The 18,994-nt window shown below is 53.7% G+C and carries 17 protein-coding genes; 4 read left to right on the forward strand and 13 right to left on the reverse strand.

The annotated features are described in order from the left end of the window. Positions 1-357: 357 nt before the first annotated feature. The 8 genes from AC2FH9_RS18300 to AC2FH9_RS18335 form a co-directional block, all read right to left on the reverse strand. Positions 358-1,722: an aminotransferase gene (locus AC2FH9_RS18300; protein ID WP_496872504.1), complete on the reverse strand. Its 1,365-nt coding sequence runs from the start codon at positions 1,720-1,722 to the stop codon at positions 358-360. Next, positions 1,715-3,277, reverse strand: a complete 1,563-nt coding sequence (locus AC2FH9_RS18305; protein WP_271952679.1) for a trimethylamine methyltransferase family protein — start codon at positions 3,275-3,277, stop codon at positions 1,715-1,717. Before AC2FH9_RS18305 ends, AC2FH9_RS18300 begins: the two co-directional genes overlap by 8 nt. Next, positions 3,270-4,502, reverse strand: a complete 1,233-nt coding sequence (locus AC2FH9_RS18310) for an aromatic ring-hydroxylating oxygenase subunit alpha (protein WP_496698525.1) — start codon at positions 4,500-4,502, stop codon at positions 3,270-3,272. The genes AC2FH9_RS18305 and AC2FH9_RS18310 overlap by 8 nt, the downstream gene beginning before the upstream one ends. Continuing rightward, entirely contained in the window at positions 4,502-6,562 is a 2,061-nt protein-coding gene (locus AC2FH9_RS18315; protein WP_496872589.1) for an oxidoreductase, read from the reverse strand. Before AC2FH9_RS18315 ends, AC2FH9_RS18310 begins: the two co-directional genes overlap by 1 nt. Positions 6,563-6,623: 61 nt before the next feature. Next, the gene (locus tag AC2FH9_RS18320) at positions 6,624-7,685 is read right to left on the reverse strand and encodes an ABC transporter substrate-binding protein (RefSeq protein WP_496750878.1); all 1,062 of its coding nucleotides are present in this window, start codon (positions 7,683-7,685) and stop codon (positions 6,624-6,626) included. 17 nt (positions 7,686-7,702) lie between these two features. Continuing rightward, a complete protein-coding gene (locus AC2FH9_RS18325) occupies positions 7,703-8,800 on the reverse strand; it encodes an ABC transporter ATP-binding protein (protein WP_496750876.1) in 1,098 nt (365 codons plus the stop codon). Further along, positions 8,797-9,585, reverse strand: coding sequence for an ABC transporter permease (locus tag AC2FH9_RS18330; protein WP_496690593.1), 789 nt, complete (start codon positions 9,583-9,585; stop codon positions 8,797-8,799). Before AC2FH9_RS18330 ends, AC2FH9_RS18325 begins: the two co-directional genes overlap by 4 nt. Next, positions 9,582-10,451 (reverse strand): ABC transporter permease, encoded by an 870-nt coding sequence (locus tag AC2FH9_RS18335; protein WP_496692079.1) that lies wholly within the window; start codon positions 10,449-10,451, stop codon positions 9,582-9,584. The genes AC2FH9_RS18330 and AC2FH9_RS18335 overlap by 4 nt, the downstream gene beginning before the upstream one ends. 109 nt (positions 10,452-10,560) lie before the next feature. Here AC2FH9_RS18335 and AC2FH9_RS18340 point away from each other — a divergent pair, with 109 nt between their 5' ends. Together AC2FH9_RS18340 and AC2FH9_RS18345 are read left to right on the forward strand one after the other, a co-directional pair. Further along, positions 10,561-11,214 (forward strand): TetR family transcriptional regulator C-terminal domain-containing protein, encoded by a 654-nt coding sequence (locus AC2FH9_RS18340; protein ID WP_496872507.1) that lies wholly within the window; start codon positions 10,561-10,563, stop codon positions 11,212-11,214. A gap of 446 nt (positions 11,215-11,660) precedes the next feature. Next, the gene (locus AC2FH9_RS18345; protein WP_496872510.1) at positions 11,661-12,611 is read left to right on the forward strand and encodes a proline racemase family protein; all 951 of its coding nucleotides are present in this window, start codon (positions 11,661-11,663) and stop codon (positions 12,609-12,611) included. Positions 12,612-12,913: 302 nt separating this feature from the next. Here AC2FH9_RS18345 and AC2FH9_RS18350 read toward each other — a convergent pair whose 3' ends face one another. The 5 genes from AC2FH9_RS18350 to AC2FH9_RS18370 form a co-directional block, all read right to left on the reverse strand. Continuing rightward, positions 12,914-13,093, reverse strand: a complete 180-nt coding sequence (locus tag AC2FH9_RS18350; protein WP_058275054.1) for a hypothetical protein — start codon at positions 13,091-13,093, stop codon at positions 12,914-12,916. A 227-nt stretch (positions 13,094-13,320) separates the two neighbouring features. Then, complete coding sequence (locus tag AC2FH9_RS18355) at positions 13,321-13,635, reverse strand: monooxygenase (RefSeq protein WP_496794399.1); 315 nt, start codon at positions 13,633-13,635, stop codon at positions 13,321-13,323. Positions 13,636-13,665: 30 nt separating this feature from the next. Next, complete coding sequence (locus AC2FH9_RS18360) at positions 13,666-14,043, reverse strand: hypothetical protein (protein ID WP_496872512.1); 378 nt, start codon at positions 14,041-14,043, stop codon at positions 13,666-13,668. Between the two features lie 11 nt (positions 14,044-14,054). Further along, complete coding sequence (locus AC2FH9_RS18365) at positions 14,055-14,498, reverse strand: MarR family winged helix-turn-helix transcriptional regulator (RefSeq protein ID WP_496750868.1); 444 nt, start codon at positions 14,496-14,498, stop codon at positions 14,055-14,057. 168 nt (positions 14,499-14,666) lie between these two features. Beyond that, positions 14,667-15,125 carry an Lrp/AsnC family transcriptional regulator gene (locus AC2FH9_RS18370; protein ID WP_281973936.1) on the reverse strand — a complete coding sequence of 153 codons (459 nt, stop codon included), beginning with the start codon at positions 15,123-15,125 and terminating at the stop codon, positions 14,667-14,669. A 113-nt stretch (positions 15,126-15,238) separates the two neighbouring features. Between AC2FH9_RS18370 and AC2FH9_RS18375 the strand changes: the two genes are divergently transcribed. Continuing rightward, positions 15,239-16,444, forward strand: coding sequence for a methionine gamma-lyase (locus tag AC2FH9_RS18375; protein WP_496750866.1), 1,206 nt, complete (start codon positions 15,239-15,241; stop codon positions 16,442-16,444). An 11-nt stretch (positions 16,445-16,455) separates the two neighbouring features. Beyond that, the gene (locus AC2FH9_RS18380) at positions 16,456-18,831 is read left to right on the forward strand and encodes a thiamine pyrophosphate-binding protein (protein ID WP_496750864.1); all 2,376 of its coding nucleotides are present in this window, start codon (positions 16,456-16,458) and stop codon (positions 18,829-18,831) included. The last annotated feature ends 163 nt before the right edge of the window (positions 18,832-18,994 follow it).

The following is an 18,994-nucleotide window of genomic DNA, read 5'->3' on the forward strand; positions in this document are numbered from 1 at the left end:
TGATCCACTGGATCAATTGCTTAACGTCTTCACCTCGTCAGGCTCATAACCTGAAGGCCAAAGGTTCAAATCCTACTTCCGCAACCAAAATCACTACACAATATCAATATATTACACACCGTGCCCGAGCGGGCTTTTGCGTTGCGCCATCACAACTGGAAGCACCGTGGAAGCAAGCAGTACGAGAAAAACACTGTGACAGACCCGTAATAGATAATGCCAACCCGTAGGAAACCGTCGCTGTCAAAACCTTCTTCAAAACCGCCAAGGCCGAACGGTTTTGGCGGAGATCGTGGAGCATACGACAATACGCTGAAATGGCGGCCTCCGGGCTTTCGCAACAATAGCGCAAGCAATTCATTGGCCTCTAATCCCGCTGAGCCACGCACTTGTCGCTTCAAGCCCTTTTCGCAAGACAGCAAACATTTGCTCAATTTCACTTTCGCTAATGATTAGGGGCGGTGAAAGAACACACATGTTGATCACAGGTCGAACCAATAACCCACGTTTCTGGCATTCGATATCGATCTGGCTACCAATCTCGTAGTCGCACCCCAGATCGCTCTGGGGATCACCATCGACTGAGCACTGAACGCATCCCATCAACCCCATGCCGCGCACATCGGTAACGATGTCAATCTGACCCAACTGCTGTAGCTGATCCTGAAAAATCGGAGTGACCCTTCGAACGTGTTCGAGAAGCTTTTCCCGTTCAATAATTTCCATACTTTTCAGACCAGCGGCCGCGCTGACCGGGTGGCCAGAATAGGTGTAGCCATTTGAGAAGGTAGCATCTTTCCCTGCAACATCGGCGATCAATCTATCCGAGATAATCGCGGCGCCCATCGGTGCATACCCAGATGTCATTCCTTTGGCACAGGTGATTATGTCTGGCAGAATGCCAAAAACTGCCTCAGACGCGAACCAATGGCCCAATCGCCCGAAAGCCGTCACTACTTCGTCGGAAATGTATAGAACATCATACTTCCTGCAGATGTTTATGCAGCTTTCGTGATATCCCTTTGGCGGCACGATCACGCCGCCAGATGCCAGAACCGGTTCGGCGATAAACGCGGCAACATTTTCTGGGCCCAGCGTCACAATGGCGTTTTCCAGGTCCGAAACTTTCTCTTTCAGAAAGCTCTCATCGCTTTGACCCGACTTACGGTAAAGCGGATTCACGTCTGGCAGGAAATGTGCGAGGTCATCCGCCTTGTCGAGCCAAAGTCTGTCACGCTCTTTTCCACTGATGCTGGCCGCCAGATAAGTACTTCCATGATAAGCTTTTTGCCGTGAAATGATTTTCTTTTTCTCGGGGCGTCCCAAGAGGTTGTTGCGGAAATGGACAAACCGGATGGCCGTATCAACTGCAGTGGAACCGCCGGTGGTAAAAAAGACATTATTCAAATCGCCTGGCGCACGTTTGGCGATTTCGCACGCGAACCGCGCGGCAGTCGAGTTGGAATTGTTAAAGGGCGAGAAATAGGCAAGGTTCCGAGCTTGCTCAGCCATGGCCTCGGCCATCTCCCCTCGACCATAACCGATCTGAGTGCACCACATGCCTCCCGGTCCGTCGATCAAGCGTTCGCCTTTTTCGTTCACCACATGAATGCCGCTGGCACCTTCGATAAAAGTGCGGTCGTTTTCGCCCAATGTTGCCATCCCTTCCCACGGGTGCAGGAAGTGATCGTTATCCCATTGCTTGACGTTAGAGTTATCCACGGCGGGCCATGCTTTCTGTGCTCATCACAATTGGGAATTCTTCGCGAACCTGAGCGTCTGAGGCGCCGAAGTAGTTGGGGAAATGGCTGTCGAGAATGGAATTGGCCTTGTCACGGGCGCGGTCCAGAAGATCAGTTTTGCCTTCGTTTTCCCATGTGTCCGTGCGCTCACGATCCATGAGCCGTGGGTAGACGAATTCGCTGTTCATATAGCTCAGTGTGTGCGGGTTGCCGAGAAAATGACCAGGGTCGATGGCACACTGATGGATCACATCCACCGCCATGGTTTCATCCGTGACTTCAATCCCGCGCAACGACCGCAGGATCATACCGCCCGCTTCGTCATCGATGACCATGCTTTCAAAACTGCATCCCATCAGGCTACCGATCATACCCCCGAACTCGCACAAACGATTGGCACCGGCATGAGCGGCAAGCGTGAAGGTTAGTGCCTTTTCCAACCCGTATTGCGCGTCGGGTATCTTGGCATCGGTCATGCCTGCGCCGACAGAGGTTGGAAGGCCATAAAAGTTACCCATCTGAATGGCTGCGGCCCCGATCAGAGCCTGTTCGCCACTGCCGCCGGTGAACGACCCGCTGCGCAGGTCAGTGATGAAGGGCCAGGCGGCAAAGCAGACCGGACAGCCCGGTGTGATGAGGTTTACGATGGCAACGCAGGCCAGCGTTTCGGCCACGGTTTGCACCAATGTTCCCGCAAGCGTCGCAGGGGCTGTCGCCCCGGCCTGAGGAGGCACCGCCAGATCAACCGTCAGGCCTAGCTTGGCGGTATCAATCAGGATTTCCATGTTTTCCTTGCCGACCCGCAAGGGGGAAACCATAGGGCAGCCGCCAAATATGACGCTTGGCTTTTTCATGAAAGCCCCTTCGCCACCTTGAGCAAAATCAAACATGCGGATGGCATGCGGAATATGGCTGCGGTCGCGAAAGGTCAGACAGGCAGGTTTTTGGCTGCCTGCGAGCATGGCATAAATGGTGTTCATGTCATGAGCGAAATCATCAGTCACATCGGTGGCCAAAACCGTGTCGCCCAGCATATGGATGTTGTCCAAACGGTCCACCAGACGGGTGAAATCATAGACATCGCGCAGGATCGAAGGGCGATAAGATTTAGTTTCGGAATCGAAGGTGGTCACGGCGGTGCCGGAGTTGGCGAAATAGACGCTCTCCGCCGAGCAATGCATGTCGTCTTTGCCTTCACGCTCTCCGCGGGCATAGACGTAAAACTCCTTGGCAGCACCAGCCAGGATGTCTTCCATCAGTGCGCGGGGGAAGCACAGCCGATTTAGATCATTCATCACCGCGCCCTTGGGCAGCACCAGATCAAGTAATTCCGGGAAATGGTCGGTAATACCGGTTTTTTCCAGAACGGTCAGAGCCGCTTGATGGATGTTCTCCATATCTGTTGGGGTAAGCGGCTTATAGCGGCCGCCACTTAATCCCCCACGCACGGCCTCATTGCCCGTGGTCGCCTGTTGAACCTTTATGCGCGCGGCGCGCCCACCACCTCCGCGACGGCGTGATTTTACCTCAGCCATTACCGGCCATCCTTTGTTCTGGTTCCGAGCGGATCATGGCAAAATAGAAATCGTAAAAATCCTGGATCGAGGTTTCCATTTCGCCCAAGGGCCCCGGTTGGAAGTATTGAGAATTAACGCCGGACTGGTTGTGCCGAATGATGCGTTCGTCATCCAAAGATGTGACATGCCAAAGCCAGGTCAGGTCTTCCTTGTTGTAATCTTGGCCTTCTTCGGCATCAGCGTTAACCAACCAGACCACCTGAATGTCGGTTTCTTGTAGACCACGTGGAATAAAGCGGTAGCCCACCAGGTGATCCGAATAGATCAGGAACCAATTCAATGGGCCAATATCAAAGTCAGTTGCGCCACCGTCGAAGCCTTTCAGCGTTCCAAGCAATGGCGCAAGTGCCTCACCCGATTTGCTGCCGGTTTTGTAACCTTGGTAAAGCGGGTAGCGCCGATAATACCCGCTGGTGAATGGGGTGGGCGCAGCCTCGCCAACAAGCGCCAATTCATCAGGTGCCAGCCCGACTTCTACAGCCCTTGCATTTAGCGGCTCGACCAAGCCAGCCATGTCTTGTGGCGATTTCAGGCTATGAGAGCGAGAGTATTCTTTGTGTGCTGGTCCGCAGTGGTAGCATTCAAGATAGTTCTCAACCGCCAGTTTCCAATTCGCTGGAACGGGAAATGACGCCGTATGCGCAACTTTCAGATCGTCAAAGCCATAGGGTTCGACGAGTGGCGAAAGCTGGCTGAGGACAGGATCAAGCGATGGTGTGTTTACATCGGTACAGACAAAGATCAGGCCTTTGAAGACACTCACCTGAACGGGAAAGAGCCCGAATTTGGACGGGTCAAAGTGTTCCCCCATATTGTGGCCTGCACGAAGTTTTCCCGATAGCTCATATGTCCAGGCGTGATAGGGGCAAACAAGAACACGGGCGTTGCCGGACTGTTCAGTGCAGACGCGAGATCCACGATGGCGACAGACGTTCAAATGAGCGCGAACTTCGCCTTCGCGGTCGCGAACAATAATGATGCTCTCCGGGCCATAGTCGAACAGGAAATAGTCTCCGGGGTTTGGGATTTGGCTGACATGCCCTGCCCAAAGCCAGTTACGGTTCCAGACCTGGGCGATGTCATAGTCATAGATGTCTTGCGAGGTATAGAATCCGCGCGGCAAAGCGTGGCCGTGCTGGTGCGAGGCCATCAAAACATCTAACTCAAACGGTCGGCTGTTCATCACGTTTCCTCCAAATCGACTATCTCGCGGCGAAACCAATCCTTGTCTGCTTCTGCCTTTGGGCGTTCAAAATCGCGGGCCGCGCGGTGGCCTGCGAAGACAGCGTCGACGATCAGTCCCGGAGACGCGGCATCGCCTATAAGTTCGAGGGTCTTCAACCCAACCCCGCGCAAGCTGTCGTAAAGCGCTGTCTCTCGCTGGCGCTCGGTAACCAGAACTGTCGAGGCACAGGGAATACTCGCTTCGCGACCGGTAAAGGCACATCCGATGCGGGCCATGTCACCTTCAACCGCGGTCAGCACCTGATTGCAGTAAATGTCTATGCCAAGTTCGATCAGACGAGCCTGAATACGGGGCTGCTCCAAAGTATGTACGGCGTAAGCAGAGACCAAACTCTCCGGCGTGACAAAGACCACCGGATATCCGGCAGCTGCCAGTTTTTCTGCAATCACACCTGCCAAATAGATATGGTCATCATCATAGATCAACACCGGGCCATTCGGAGGCAATATGCCGTTCATGATATCATCAGGTGTCAGCACTCTGGCGCTTTGCTCGATATGAGGCATACGGCGCTGGGTGTTTCGCCCCATGCCATCCGTACGCCAACGGCTGCCGGTGGCGACAAAGACGTGTTCGACGCCAAGCTCTGCCACCTGATCGCCGTCAAGTCTGCTGTCGGTGAACAACTGAACGTTGCCGCGCTGTTTCAGATCATTCAGGCGATAGTCGACGACGCGCGACCAGGCCGCTAGGCCGGGAAGCCTGCTTTCCTTTGCAACACGTCCACCAAATTCAGCTGAGGCTTCGGCCAAGGTCACCTGATAGCCGCGCCGTGCGATTTGCATGGCACACTCAAGACCCGCGGGTCCGCCACCGATTACCAGTGCTTCCGCCTCGCTTTTTTTCGGTGCAATGATCTCAGGGTGCCAGCCGCGACGCCATTCCTCGCCCATGGTCGGGTTTTGGGTACAGCGGATCGGAATACCCAGATTGTCCGAAGACACGCAGATGTTGCAGCCGATGCATTCGCGAATTTCGTCGATCCTGCCTTCTTCAATCTTATTCGGTATGAACGGGTCCGCAATGGAAGGTCGCGCCGCTCCGATAAGGTCGACAATACCTTTCTTGACCATCGACAGCATCATATCGGGGGAGGTCAGGCGACCGACACCTACCACGGGTTTCCGTGTGATCTGTTTGACGTGGGACAGAAACGCGTTCTGATAACCATCTTCCGGCTGGAATCTGGTTGTGGCACTGTCATTGGACCAGTCGGCCACATTCACATCCCATAGGTCAGGAAGATCGGCCAAAAGCTCGACCACGGCACGGCCTTCTTCTGCGGCCTGCATGCCGTCGGCGCCCACCATTTCATCAATCGCAAAGCGGAGCGCCACAGCGCAGCTGTCACCTACAGCTTCGTGGGTATCTTCCAGCAATTCGCGCGTCAGGCGCACGCGATTTTCAAGCGACCCGCCATATTCATCACTACGCTGGTTCATATGAGGCAGCATGAAATGTTGCGCCAAAGTCATGTTGTGTCCGGCATAGACGTAAATGATGTCAAATCCGGCATCTTTCGCGCGCAGGGCGGCCTCGCGATGCCAGCGGCGGAATTCCCGGATATCGGCCTTATCCATGGCCTGCGCCTGCTTGGGATGCGTCATATCAACGGACATCTCGGACGGAGCAAGAACCGGAGCGCGGGTCAGCAGGTTTTGCGCATGATTGCCATTATGTACCAGCTGGATGGCCGCCAGCGCACCATGTGCATGTACTGCATCTGTCATCAGCCGCAACGCAGGCACATCGCGCCCATCCCACAATCGCCCCTCGGCATAGGGGGACAAGTCCGAGGTCGGGTGTATCTCGGTCTCCTGATTGGAGACCACTGCCCAACCACCTTCAGCCTTCATTCCGCGGACGGCAGCATCCGCCCGTGGCCTAAGGTGCCCCAGCCCGGTGCAATGCGGCACCTGATAAAAGCGGTTTCTGGCTGTGACGGGCCCGATCTGGACAGGTTCGAAGAGCAGAGCGTATGGGTTCGCGTCCGACATAATCACGCGTTTTTCCTATATTTGGGTTCCGGAGCCCGAAGGCCCCGGAAATATGGTTGTGTTAGAATCCGGCTTTGATCCGTTCAAATTCTGCCAGCATTTTTGCCTCCAACTCGGGGTTCACCGCGTCAAAGAACAAACTGCTTTCGAAGAAGCTTTTCGGATCGGCAAAACCATAGGCTTCGATATTGGCTTGATCGGCAACTTCGAAGGCTTTTGCGTTGGAATGCGGGTAGCCCCAGTTGTCGATGATGTATTGGCCGCTTGCAGGATCAGTGAGCGCGTTCAACAGATCATAGACCTGATCGACCGGTGTCGTGGAAGACTTCAGATGCACGTAGCCACACGCCCAAGTCGCGATACCTTTGTCGACGTCACGCATCATGGCGGCAGGCACTTCGTTCCAGATCAGGTTCAGTTCGGACTGGTTCCAGGCCCAACCCATTTCGATCTCACCGCTGGTCATGGCCTGATCAAACTGACCTGCATCGGACCAGTAAAAGCGCATGTTTGGGTGGATTGAGCGCAGGAAATCGGACGCTTCCTTGAACTGCTCATCGCTCAGGTTGGTGTAATCGTCAGCATTTCCAGTGGCCAGCGCTGCCAAGGCATATGCGGATGACGCGGCATCCGGGACGGCGATCTTGCCTGCATAGGCCGGGTCCGCCAGCATTTGCAGCGAGATATCATCGCCTGAGATTTTGTCGGTGCGATAGATAAGGCCCGTGTTCCCCCACTCGAACGGCAACATGTAAAGCTTGCCGTCTAGGACGATGGCGTCGACTTCCTTAATCTCAGGTAAAACATCGGCCCAATTGGTCAGCTTGCTTTTATCGAGCGGCTGGATCAGGTCGGCTGCGACCCATTTCCGGACCGCGTCAGAACAAGGATGCGCCAGATCAGCCGTGAAACCCGAACTCAGTTTCGTAAAGGCTTCCTCCTGACTTCCGAAATAGGAATAGCTTGGCGCCTCATCCCCGTATTTTTCCATGTAGCTGGCAAAGAACCCGGGGTCTTCATATCCCGACCAGTCAAAAACCGTTAGATCAGCGCCACCTGCTATGGCACTTCCCGTACTTATCGCCGTCGCACATGCGAAGGCCGCAATTCCCTGAACTCTCATTTTTTCCTCCCACTATTTTACTTTGTGTCTGTACCTAGATCGATCACGCTTGCCCCCTGAAGCCCCAGCCAAACTGCGTCGCCGCGTTTGAAATCGACCGTGTGAAAGTAGTTGGGAACCGAGACCGAGATTGGCTTTTCGGCTCCCGCAACCTGAATGTGATAGTGAATGTTCTCGCCATAGAAGGCGACGTTGCTGACAGTGCCTTGAACCGTTGATGGATAGTCTTCTGGCTTTTCAGCAGCGATTTCCAATTGTTCCGGCCGAATACCGATGTTCATATCTTTTGCACTGGTCGCAACGTTGGGGTTTCTCTCAATCTCAATCCGCCCGAAAGCAGCCGCATCGATCGACAATATATCGCCGGTTTCTCCCAACATCTGGGCAGGCAGTATGTTCATCTCACCAATGAAACTGGCGACTTGCTGATCACAGGGACGGGCATAAAGCGTGGTTGGTGTATCCACCTGCTTGAGCCGTCCGTCGAACATCACACCAATACGGTCGGACATCGTCATTGCCTCATATTGGTCGTGGGTGACCATCACAAAGGTGATGCCAAGCGACTGCTGCAGATTGCGCATTTCAAACTGCATCTGCTCGCGCAACTTCTTGTCGAGTGCTGACAAGGGCTCATCCAACAATAACACTTTGGGCCGCATGATAAGCGCGCGGGCAAGCGCCACCCTTTGCCGCTGCCCACCCGACAATTCACTTGCGCCGCGATCCTGAAGACCGCCCAGCTCGACCATTTCCAGGGCCTCGGCTACGCGCTGTTCGATCTCGGCCTTGGGCGCCTTGCCCCGCAAGCCATAGGCCACGTTGTTCCCGACGTTCAGGTGCGGGAAGATGGCGTAGCTCTGAAATACCATGTTCGTTGGACGGTTGTTGGCCGGGACACCCTCCATATCCTGGCCGTCGATCAGCACGGTACCCTCGGTCGGTTCCTGGAAGCCCGCGATCATCCGCAATACCGTAGTCTTGCCGCATCCCGAGGGGCCGAGGAGTGAAAAAAACTCGCCCTCTTTGAGATCGAGATCAATCCCGCTGGCCGCCAGGAATGTGCCATAGCGCTTTTCGACGCCCCTGAGTTCTATGATGTTTCTGTCTGTCATCGGACCTCTGATGCGGATGAGCGGCGGCGGAAGTACTCGGCCAGCACCAAAAGCAGAACCGAGGTTAGCAGCAGGATAGAACCCAAAGCCAAAACGTTTGGAAGCTTGGCGGGGAAACGGATCTGGCTCCAGATATAGACCGGCAGGGTTGGCTGGTTGCCTGACAGGAAAAAGGCCAGGACGAACTCATCGAAGCTAACCGTAAAAGTGACCAGCATGCTGGCTACGATACCGGGGGAAACGACCGGCAGCGTCACGCGGCGGAAGGTTTCGAACACGCCGACGCCCAGATCGTAAGATGCCTCTTCCAGCGACGCGTCGAAGTCATCAAAGGCAGACTTCAGGATCGAAACGGAAAATGGCAAGGCAAGGAACGTATGGCCCAGAACAACGGTCAGCAGAGATGGCTTGAGACCGAGAAACAGAAACAGGACCAGCATTGACGAGGCCACGATAATGCCAGGTATGACCAGAGGCAGCATTACCAGTCCTTCAGCGGCGCGCTGGCCCCGAAAACGGTATCGAACAAAGGCACGCGCAGCGAACAGCCCCATGGCGGTGGATAGAAGTGCGACGACCGTGCCAACACCAAGCGAATTCCAAAGGGCCTGGATCAATGTATCCTGTTCGCCCAACTTCCGATACCAGTCCAGCGTCCAGCCCTTGATCGGAAAGGCAACGATAGTACCGCTGTTGAACGAGAACAAAGGTAGGAACAGAACCGGCAGGTACAGAAAAACCAAATACAGGAAAGCATAGGCTGTCAGGGTCGAGGGGCGCTTCATCTGATCCTCCTCCCAAGCTGGGTGGCGGTAATGACAAACACGATGGCGACGAAGCCGACCGACAGCATCGCAATCAGCGAAAGTGTGGCGCCGAGAGGCCAGTTGTTGGCGGCCCCGAACTGCACCTGAATAAGATTGGCGATCATCTTCCCGTCCGATCCGCCGACCAGCGCTGGAGTCACGTAGTCACCGACAGTCGGAATGAAGATGATCAGGCAAGCAGCAATGATCCCTGGGATGGTCAACGGCAGTGTCACCCGCATGAAGCGTTGCAAAGGACTGTTGCCGAGGTCGGTGGCGGCCTCCAACAGACTTGGATCGATCTTCTGTAACGAGACATAGATTGGCAGGATCGCAAAAGGTGCCCAGGCGTGCGCAAGTGTCAGCACGACGGCGAATTCATTATAGAGCAAGAAGTCGAGCGGTTCGTCGATCAGACCAAGCATCAGCAGTGCAGAATTCATCACCCCGTTGAACCCAAGGATGAGTTTCCAGGCAAATACGCGCAGCAGATAGCTGGACCAGAACGGAATGGTGATGAGTAGAAGCCAGATGGTCTTTTTCCGGGCCTTCATCGCGATGAAGTACGCGATCGGATAGGCCAGTGCGACAGTGACTACCGTAACTGCTCCGGCAATCCAGATCGACCTTAGCATTAAGTGTCGAACCAGCGGATCAGCAAACGCGTCGCTATAGTTTTTCAGCGTCGGCGTCTTGTCGAGCGTTACGTAGGTTTGGGTCCAGAATGAATAGGCGATCAGGATCACCAAAGGCGCCGCCACCAGAAAGCCCACGTAAGCCGTGGCTGGTGCGCTGAGGGTATAACCCCGGGACGCTTCGCTACGAAAAATCACCCTATCTCCCATCTCGGTACTTACGAGTCTCTAATGGACGATCGTCCATTTAATGTTGCGCCAGAAAGGCCTTTCGTGTCAATCTTCCTGTGAGCCACCCATATGAGAAGACCCTAAGCTGATGGAATCATTGAATAGAGTGACAGATCCTAAAGGAAGAAAGCGTAGCTCGAAGCGCGATCCAGAGGCCAACAGGCAGCTTCTGATAAAGGCGACACTGGATACTATTGCTGATATCGGAGTCACCGATACCTCGGTCAGTCGCATTTGCGAGCGCTCAGGTCTGTCGCGCGGAATGATCCACTTGCATTTCGGGGGGAAGGACAATTTGCTGACCGCAGCGGCCCAGCATTTCAGTACCGAGTATTATGCCGAGATGGACAGAATGACCGATCTGGGCTCGGATGCATCGCCCGAAGAGCGAGTGATGGCTGTGATCGAGGCGGATCTGTCCGAAGCTTTGCTCAATCCACGAAGTACGAAAATCTGGCATGCATTCCGAGGCATCGCGAGCTCACACCCAGGTATTGCCCGATACAGCAGCACTCAGGATCCCAAACTTGTCGAGACTTTGCGGCGTGCGTTCACGGAGATAGCCCAACAAAACGGACATGATCCGAACTTGGTGAATGATGCCACTAGCGGAACGTTGGCCTTACTGGAAGGTATGTGGGTAAATTACCTTACCGATATGCAGGTTTTTTCGCGACGACGCTCTGCTGAACTTATTCGAAGATTTTTAGGCGGACTTTTTCCAGGAAAATTCAAGTTGTGAGCCTTCACGACGCTCAGGTTTGAGATGGAAACAATGCCTCTTCCTGGAAAGCAACTACTGGTATTGGTGAGGCCTCTAGCGTCAAAGTAGCATCCACCTAGCTATTGAAAAATCTCGACGTCCGCTGTGCGCTATTAGCGGACTTTCACAATTAAACTTTGTAGTCCGAGATGCGCAACAAAGTGAGGTTTTTCAGCATGATAGACGTCGTGGTGTGGCTAAGCACCCGTCGGTCCAATCTTCAAGCCGGTCGGGAATAGCAACGACTGACTTCGTTTGGCGCTTACGAGAAATCTCGACATTCATGCCTCCAGCCTTTGCCGAAAAGCATACATCAAACAGAGTATTCACACAGACTCAGTCCAATACACCATCAGCTGAAAGCAAGCATGGATGTTTGCAGCCAGAAGCTACAAGGTAGCACACGATATCCAGGACGCCGAACAATGCCTAATAAACACCAGGGACAAACGGATGCGATAGATGTTGATCTCGCTGGAGATATTCTTCGAGTGGCAGTTTCTGGTCTTCCTAAACTAGTTTCTAGGAACGTGGCTGGCGCCTTGCTGGAGCTTCGTTCGGATCACGAACAGTTTCGGGGTTTTTTGAACCTCCCACCAAATGGAAACCACCTCATCAACTCTTGCCTACTCTATCCGCCCTTTGAGCAAGGTGCCGATGGGGCACTTTTTCTAGCCTCTCAGTTTGCATACGCACCATATGCCGGAACCGCACTCATGGCTGCAGCCACCATAATTGCGAGCGCGAAGCGTCAAGCATTAGCCAAAGATCAACAAGTTGTTGCTTTGGAAACAGCAAATGGTGTCATGGAAGTACAAGTAACCCGAACAGATAGCGTTATGACACATGCCAAGTGGTTTACTGTCAAGCCCAAGCTATTGATTAATAATCAAATATTGAATCTTCCTCTAAGTGGAAACATTCCAGTTTCTCTAGTCGATGCCGGGTTGCCGTATTTGGTTGTCGATGCAGACTATCTAGGTATTTCGCTTAGTGAGCGCCAAAAATTGACCAACGCTGCAATTGAGTTAAGCGGGGCGGCTAGTAAACAATTTCCGATGTCCAATTTTGGTATTGGCGGCAGCTACGGTAAATACTTGGTCATGTTCAGTTCGAAATCAGGGAAGAACCATATTAAAACTGTCTGGGCCTCTGAAAAGGGAGAACTGGCAAATTCGGCTGGGGGGACAGGCGCATTGTCAGTTGTGGTGGCGTGCGAGGGCAACGGGTCAATATCTCCCGGCAGGTCCGTGACAATCGAAGCACCGGGCGGAATTTTTGAATGCCAAGTTGTCGGTCAATTCGCCACTGTATCAGCAGAAGTTAGGATCGTTGCAAGGCATAGCTTTCCTTCTTTTTACTACGCTAATCCGTAAGGCAGCTTTTTAAACTGGGTGTTTGGGTGCAGAACCCTAACAAACCGAGCAACTGAATTCCATTCTGCCAGAACCCGTTGTGGCGCCTTAATTGCAACCCAGTGCCTGGTAGGGCCACTGAAAGCTTCGGACATTGCCGACGAGAGTATTGGGCCGACCCCCGACGAATATTCGGAAAGGCCTTCTGCGGGCAAGTTTTTCGCCCATCTTCACTAAAATCTGGGTTTTTTAGCTCAATCAGCCCAAATCGGACATTGGTCGTGGCAGTAAAGAACGACAGGAGTACACTAAAGGCACCAAAATCAGCGTGCTTTCTTGATCTTTATTTTGTCAAGCTTCGCTCTGCTCTTGGTCGATTCCTCAGAGCGCGTGAGAGCTTTGGCAATGGCCTTCAAGCCCATCCCCTTTGACACCAGTAGGTGCAATTTTTGAATTTCCTCTTGTGTCCAAGCTTGACGGTGACGCTCAAATCGTTCTGCCATGGTTTTCGTCTACCTTATCAATGTGTCTGATCTGTCATAAAGCAAGGTGGTCGTGTTGACGCCAGCTCAAGCAAAATCACGAGTATCTTAGTGAAGAAGCGGTGATACCAAACGCTACAAATGACAGACCCAGCCCAAAGCGGACAATCAAGACCAAACTTTGCAATTCCGGATAGCGGACCGAACCGGACATCAACGTTGAGCGTGCCAATGTCCGTTATTGCTCGTCAGCCTTCAAGTGGGGCTCTGTTGATGCGACTGACCTCCTCCATAATGTCGAAAACATGGTCGGCGGTCACTGTGATCCCTATCGCTTCCAGGCGCTTCAGATGCATACTTTTATAGCTTTCCAGATATTCGCGGTTCCGAAACAGGTATGTGGACCCATAGTGATTGGTTCCATTTTCGACAGTCCAAATCTTCCAGATTATTCCCGGCTCCTCCGCGATACTCTTTGCAAGTTGCTCGGTGCCGGCGAGAAATTCTTCTGTGATCGGACCTTCATAGGTCATATGCAGATCCCAGACTTTCAGTGTACTCATGTTTAGTTTCCTTTGTGAGTTTGGGAAAGTTCAGCGGTTTTTCCCGAGTTGGAAGAAGCATAGGACCGCAAGCAAGGCGAAGAAGATGGGGTCAGACCAGCCAAACCCGGTGAAAACCCCTGTCAGGCAGGCGTAAAGCGTGATGATGACGCCAAGTAGATTGGTCCACATCAATCCAGTGAGAATGGCGATTGCAGCTTCACTGCCATGTTCAATGTCCCGAAACAGAAAGCTGATGATCCCGATGCCGCCCAGAAATATCGAGTTATGCTGTGACAGGAACACAGCGTATTGGTCGTTTAATTGCAGGCCGTAGTTCGGCCAGAGGATGGCCGGGGCAAAGAACAGCGCGAGTGCGAACAACATGTAAATCACGCCATGCGCGGTCAGGAGTGTTTTGTTAGGCATGTTACGACTTTCTAAGGTTGAGGCAGTTTTTTTCGGAGTTGGTTGAGTGTCTTGATCGTCTGGCGTTTGTCCTGCACGCTGAGACCACCAAAAATCTGTTCCAGAGCTTGATTGTGGAGTGGCAGGAATTCGGCCACTTTTTGGCGCCCGGCTGCGGTCAGTAACAGAACACGCCCCCGTCTGTCGGTTTCATCGACACTCTTTTCCACCCATCCGGCTTGAACCAGGTTTTTGACAACCACATCCAGGTTGCCGGATGTAGACAGTGTCAGCCGCATCAGATCGTTGATTGACAGCGGACCCTTGTTGCTAAGCGTTTCCAGCGCGTCCCATTGTGGCGCTGTAAGGCCCGCCGAACGAAACGCAGACACCATAGCGCGCATGAATAATTGCTGACTGCGTAGCAGGGCCAGCACCAGGGTTTGGTTTTCTCGGGCTTGATTTTTATGTCTCATGTTGCGCACGTATCCCTAGTTAGGGATAAATTCAAGTACTCCCCATAGAATGACCTAATCCACTCATTCGCTCGATGTGCAGCATTTGTTGGAATGACGCATAAAGCGAGCTTTCGCTGCATCTGCGCTAATGTCCGCAATCATTTCATCTCAGTTCATCAAGCAACGTTACTCTGTCACTGGAAATACATTTGTCTTCTTGACAACTCCGTAGACAAAGCTGCTGTCCATGGAGGCAATACCTCCAAGAGGATGCAGCTTTCTGCGAACGAATTTTTCGTAATCTGAAAGATCAGCCACGACCACACGAAGCAGGTAATCCGATGAGCCGGTCATAACGAAACACTCCAGTACCTGGTCAATCCGCGCAATGGCTGCTTCGAATTTCTTTACTGTCGCTTCAGTATGGCTTTCCAGTTTGACGTGAACGAATACCGTTACCGGCAACCCGTAAGCCTCGGCGTCTATGTTGGCGCTATAGCCGGTGATGATTCCATTTTGCTCGAGCAGCTTCAGCCGCCTCAGACAGGGCGAAGGTGACAAGTTCACCTCTGCTGCCAGGTCTTGATTCGTCATTCGGCCATTGCGCTGCAACGCTCGAATGATCTGTTGGTCTTTACGGTCTATTTTTTTCATAGATTAGCATATACTGCTACAAACGAGGTAGTATAAGACATTTTTGGAATATTTTGCCACTCGTGTCGTCATACTCTGCTTCTTGAAAATCAAGGAGTCACCCAATGCGCAACCGCCCCGACAGCTTCTCCACTCTTGCCATTCACCATGGCTATAACCCGATGGAAAACGAAGGAGCGTTGACGCCTCCGCTGCATCTGACCTCGACATTCGCTTTCGAAACCGCGGAAGCAGGCGGTGCGATGTTCGCGGGCGAGCAGGCAGGGCATGTTTATTCGCGCATCTCGAACCCGACTTGCGATTTGCTGGAGCAACGCATCGCGGTGCTTGAGGGGGCCGAGGCAGGATTGGCCCTGGCCTCGGGGATGGGGGCGATCACTGCAACGATGTGGACTCTTCTTGCCCCGGGGGATGAGGTCATTCTCGACAAGACGCTCTATGGCTGCACATTTTCCTTCATGCGGCACGGGCTGGCAAAATTCGGTGTGACAGTGACCCATGTGGATCTGACGGAGCCGGAAAACCTGACAGAGGCGATCAGCGGAAAAACCAAGGTGGTCTATTTTGAAACACCCGCCAATCCGAATATGCGCCTTGTAGATATCCAGTCTGTATCAGCCATTGCCCATGCCAACGGCGCCTACGTGGTGGTGGATAATACCTATGCCACGCCCTATCTGACCCAGCCAATCAAACATGGCGCAGATATCGTTCTGCACTCGGCGACGAAATATCTAGGCGGTCACGGAGATGTTGTTGCAGGGTTGCTGGCCGGATCGGCCGAGCTGGTGACTGAAATCCGCCTCTATGGGATGAAAGATATGACCGGCGCGGTCATGGCCCCGTTTAACGCGATGCTCATACTGCGCGGCCTCAAGACACTGGAATTGCGCATGGATCGGCATTGCAGCAGCGCTGCGACCATCGCCGAATATCTGGAGCAATCCGCCGGTGTGCGAAAGGTCTGGTATCCGGGACTGAGCAGTTTCGAGCAGCATGATGTCGCGCAGCGGCAGATGTCCAAATTCGGCGGCATGATTGCATTTGAACTGGATGGCGGGCTGGAAGCAGGGCGCGCGATGATGAACAGACTGCAAATGATCACCCGCGCCGTATCATTGGGAGATGCTGAAACACTGGTGCAGCACCCGGCCAGCATGACCCATTCGACCTATACGCCTGAAGAACGCACCGCACACGGCATCAGCGATGGGCTGGTGCGATTGTCCATTGGCCTGGAGGGGATCGACGACGTGATCCACGATCTCGAACAAGCCTTGCCAAGACCCCCTGTCCGCAGCGCAGCTTAAGGAAATTGACCATGTCCATTGATCTCAAGACAATTGAACAACGTCTGCTGTGGCTGTCCCACTGGATGATCCACCATGCGAACCACATTCGGCCCAAGGCTGACGGGATCAAGGTTGGCGGGCATCAGGCGTCTTCGGCGTCGATGGTATCGATCATGACCGCGTTATATTTTCAGACCCTGCGCCCGGAAGATCGCGTAGCAGTCAAACCGCATGCCTCGCCGGTCTTTCACGCGATTCAGTATCTGATGGGCAACCAGACCCGTGAGAATTTGGAGAACTTTCGCGGATTTGGTGGCGCGCAAAGCTATCCTTCCCGCACGAAAGATATCGATGACGTGGATTTTTCAACCGGGTCGGTGGGCCTTGGCGTTGCTATCACCTCGTTTGCGTCACTTGTGCAGGATTATGTAAAGGCCAAATCCTGGGGCGATACGCAAAAGCTTGGGCGCATGATCGCATTGGTTGGCGATGCTGAGCTGGACGAAGGGAATATCTATGAGGCCCTGCAAGAGGGATGGAAGAACGATCTGCGTAATTGCTGGTGGATCATTGATTATAACCGCCAGTCATTGGACGGCGTCGTGCGTGAAGGACTGTTCCAACGGATTGAGCAAATCTTCGACGCCTTCGGATGGGATGTTGTGCGGGTCAAATACGGCGCTTTGCAACGCGCTGCGTTTAAAGAGCCGGGAGGAGAGAAGCTGCGTCAATGGATTGATCAGTGCCCCAACCAGCTCTACTCGGCACTGACCTTCATGGGGGGCGCGGTGTGGCGCGAGCGACTGATGGAAACCCTCGGCGATCAAGGCGACGTAAGCGCGTTGCTTGATGCGCGCAGCGATGACCAACTGGCCGCTCTGATGGAAAATCTGGGTGGGAACTGCGTCACCACCATGGCAGATACCTTCGCCGCAATAGATCAGGACCGCCCGGTCTGTTTCCTTGCCTATACGATCAAGGGCTGGGGGACGCCGATTGCTGGCCACAAGGACAACCATGGTGGGTTGATGAACAAGACTCAGATGGCCGAATGGAAGAAATTCATGGGTGTTACTGAGGGTGATGAATGGGAGCGCTTTGCCACCATCGCAGACCCGGCAGCGTTTGAGAAAATGCTGGCAAAGACGCCCTTCTTCGCCAGCGGGCCGCGCCGATACTCAGATGACGTTATCGACGTCCCCTCAGTTGAGTTGGATCCGGGTCGTGAAATCTCGACTCAAATGGCATTCGGCAAGATTCTGGATGACCTGTCCAAAGGCAACAGCGCGCTGGCCGAGCGGATCGTGACGACCTCTCCGGATGTGACCGGTACAACCAATCTTGGCCCTTGGGTCAATCGCAGGAAACTGTTTGCGCGCACCCATCAATCCGACACTTTCAAGGCTGAAAATATTCCCTCCACCGCGAAGTGGGAGTTTACGCCAGATGGTCAGCATATCGAACTTGGCATTGCTGAAATGAACCTGTTTTTGCTTCTGGCGGCGGCAGGGCTTTCGCACTCGGTTTTTGGCAAAAGGCTTATTCCCATTGGAACGGTCTATGATCCTTTTGTGTCCCGTGGCTTGGATGCGTTGAATTACGCCTGTTATCAGGATGCCCGTTTCATGATCGTGGGCACGCCCTCTGGCGTCACTTTGGCGCCGGAAGGCGGGGCGCATCAATCAATCGCTTCGCCGCTGATTGGCATGTCGCAAGACGGGTTGGCCGCATTTGAGCCCGCCTTTGCGGATGAATTGGCGGTCATCATGGAATGGGCCTTTGCCTATATGCAAAAAGATGGCGAGGGAGATCCCGATGAACGCACGTGGTTGCGCGACGAGACCGGCGGTTCGGTCTATTTACGTCTGACGACCAACCCGATTGAGCAGCCCGGTAAACGCGTGGATGACGATTTCCGTCAGGGGGCCATCGACGGTGCCTATTGGCTACGCAAACCGGGACCGAACTGCGAAGTTGTCATTGCTTATCAGGGCGCGGTTGCCCAGGAGGCCATCAGGGCAGCGGGCCATATCGCCCAGGGGCGGCGGGATGTTGGCGTTCTGGCAGTGACCTCTGCCGACCGGTTGAACGCCGGCTGGACTGCAGCGCAACGGGCGCGCACAAATGGCATTCGGGGCGCTGAGGCACATATCGAAACGCTGCTGGCAGATGTGCCGCGCGACTGCGCATTGATCACAGTTATCGACGGACACCCGGCAACGTTGTCCTGGTTGGGTGCCGTTCATGGCCACAAAACGATTCCGCACGGTGTGGAGCATTTCGGCCAGACCGGGTCTATTGCGGATTTGTACCGTCATTTCCGCATTGACGCCAACGCGTTGATCCAATCAGCTGGCGAATTGTCCCATGGTCGTAAAATCCCTCCGATTGTGGCTATAGCATAGCAACAGCAGACATTGGTTCAAGTTGCTGCGTCTGTATCTATGGGCTCTCCTGTCGCCACTCTCTGCGGAGCGCTTCAACTGGTGGTAACAGCCCATTTTGTGAGTCCGGTTTTCATGCTGCGTGCGCTCGCGGTGTGGGAAATGCTGCGGTAGCGTAAAGTAT

It is taken from the genome of Ruegeria sp. CDSC081 (genome assembly GCF_059610485.1).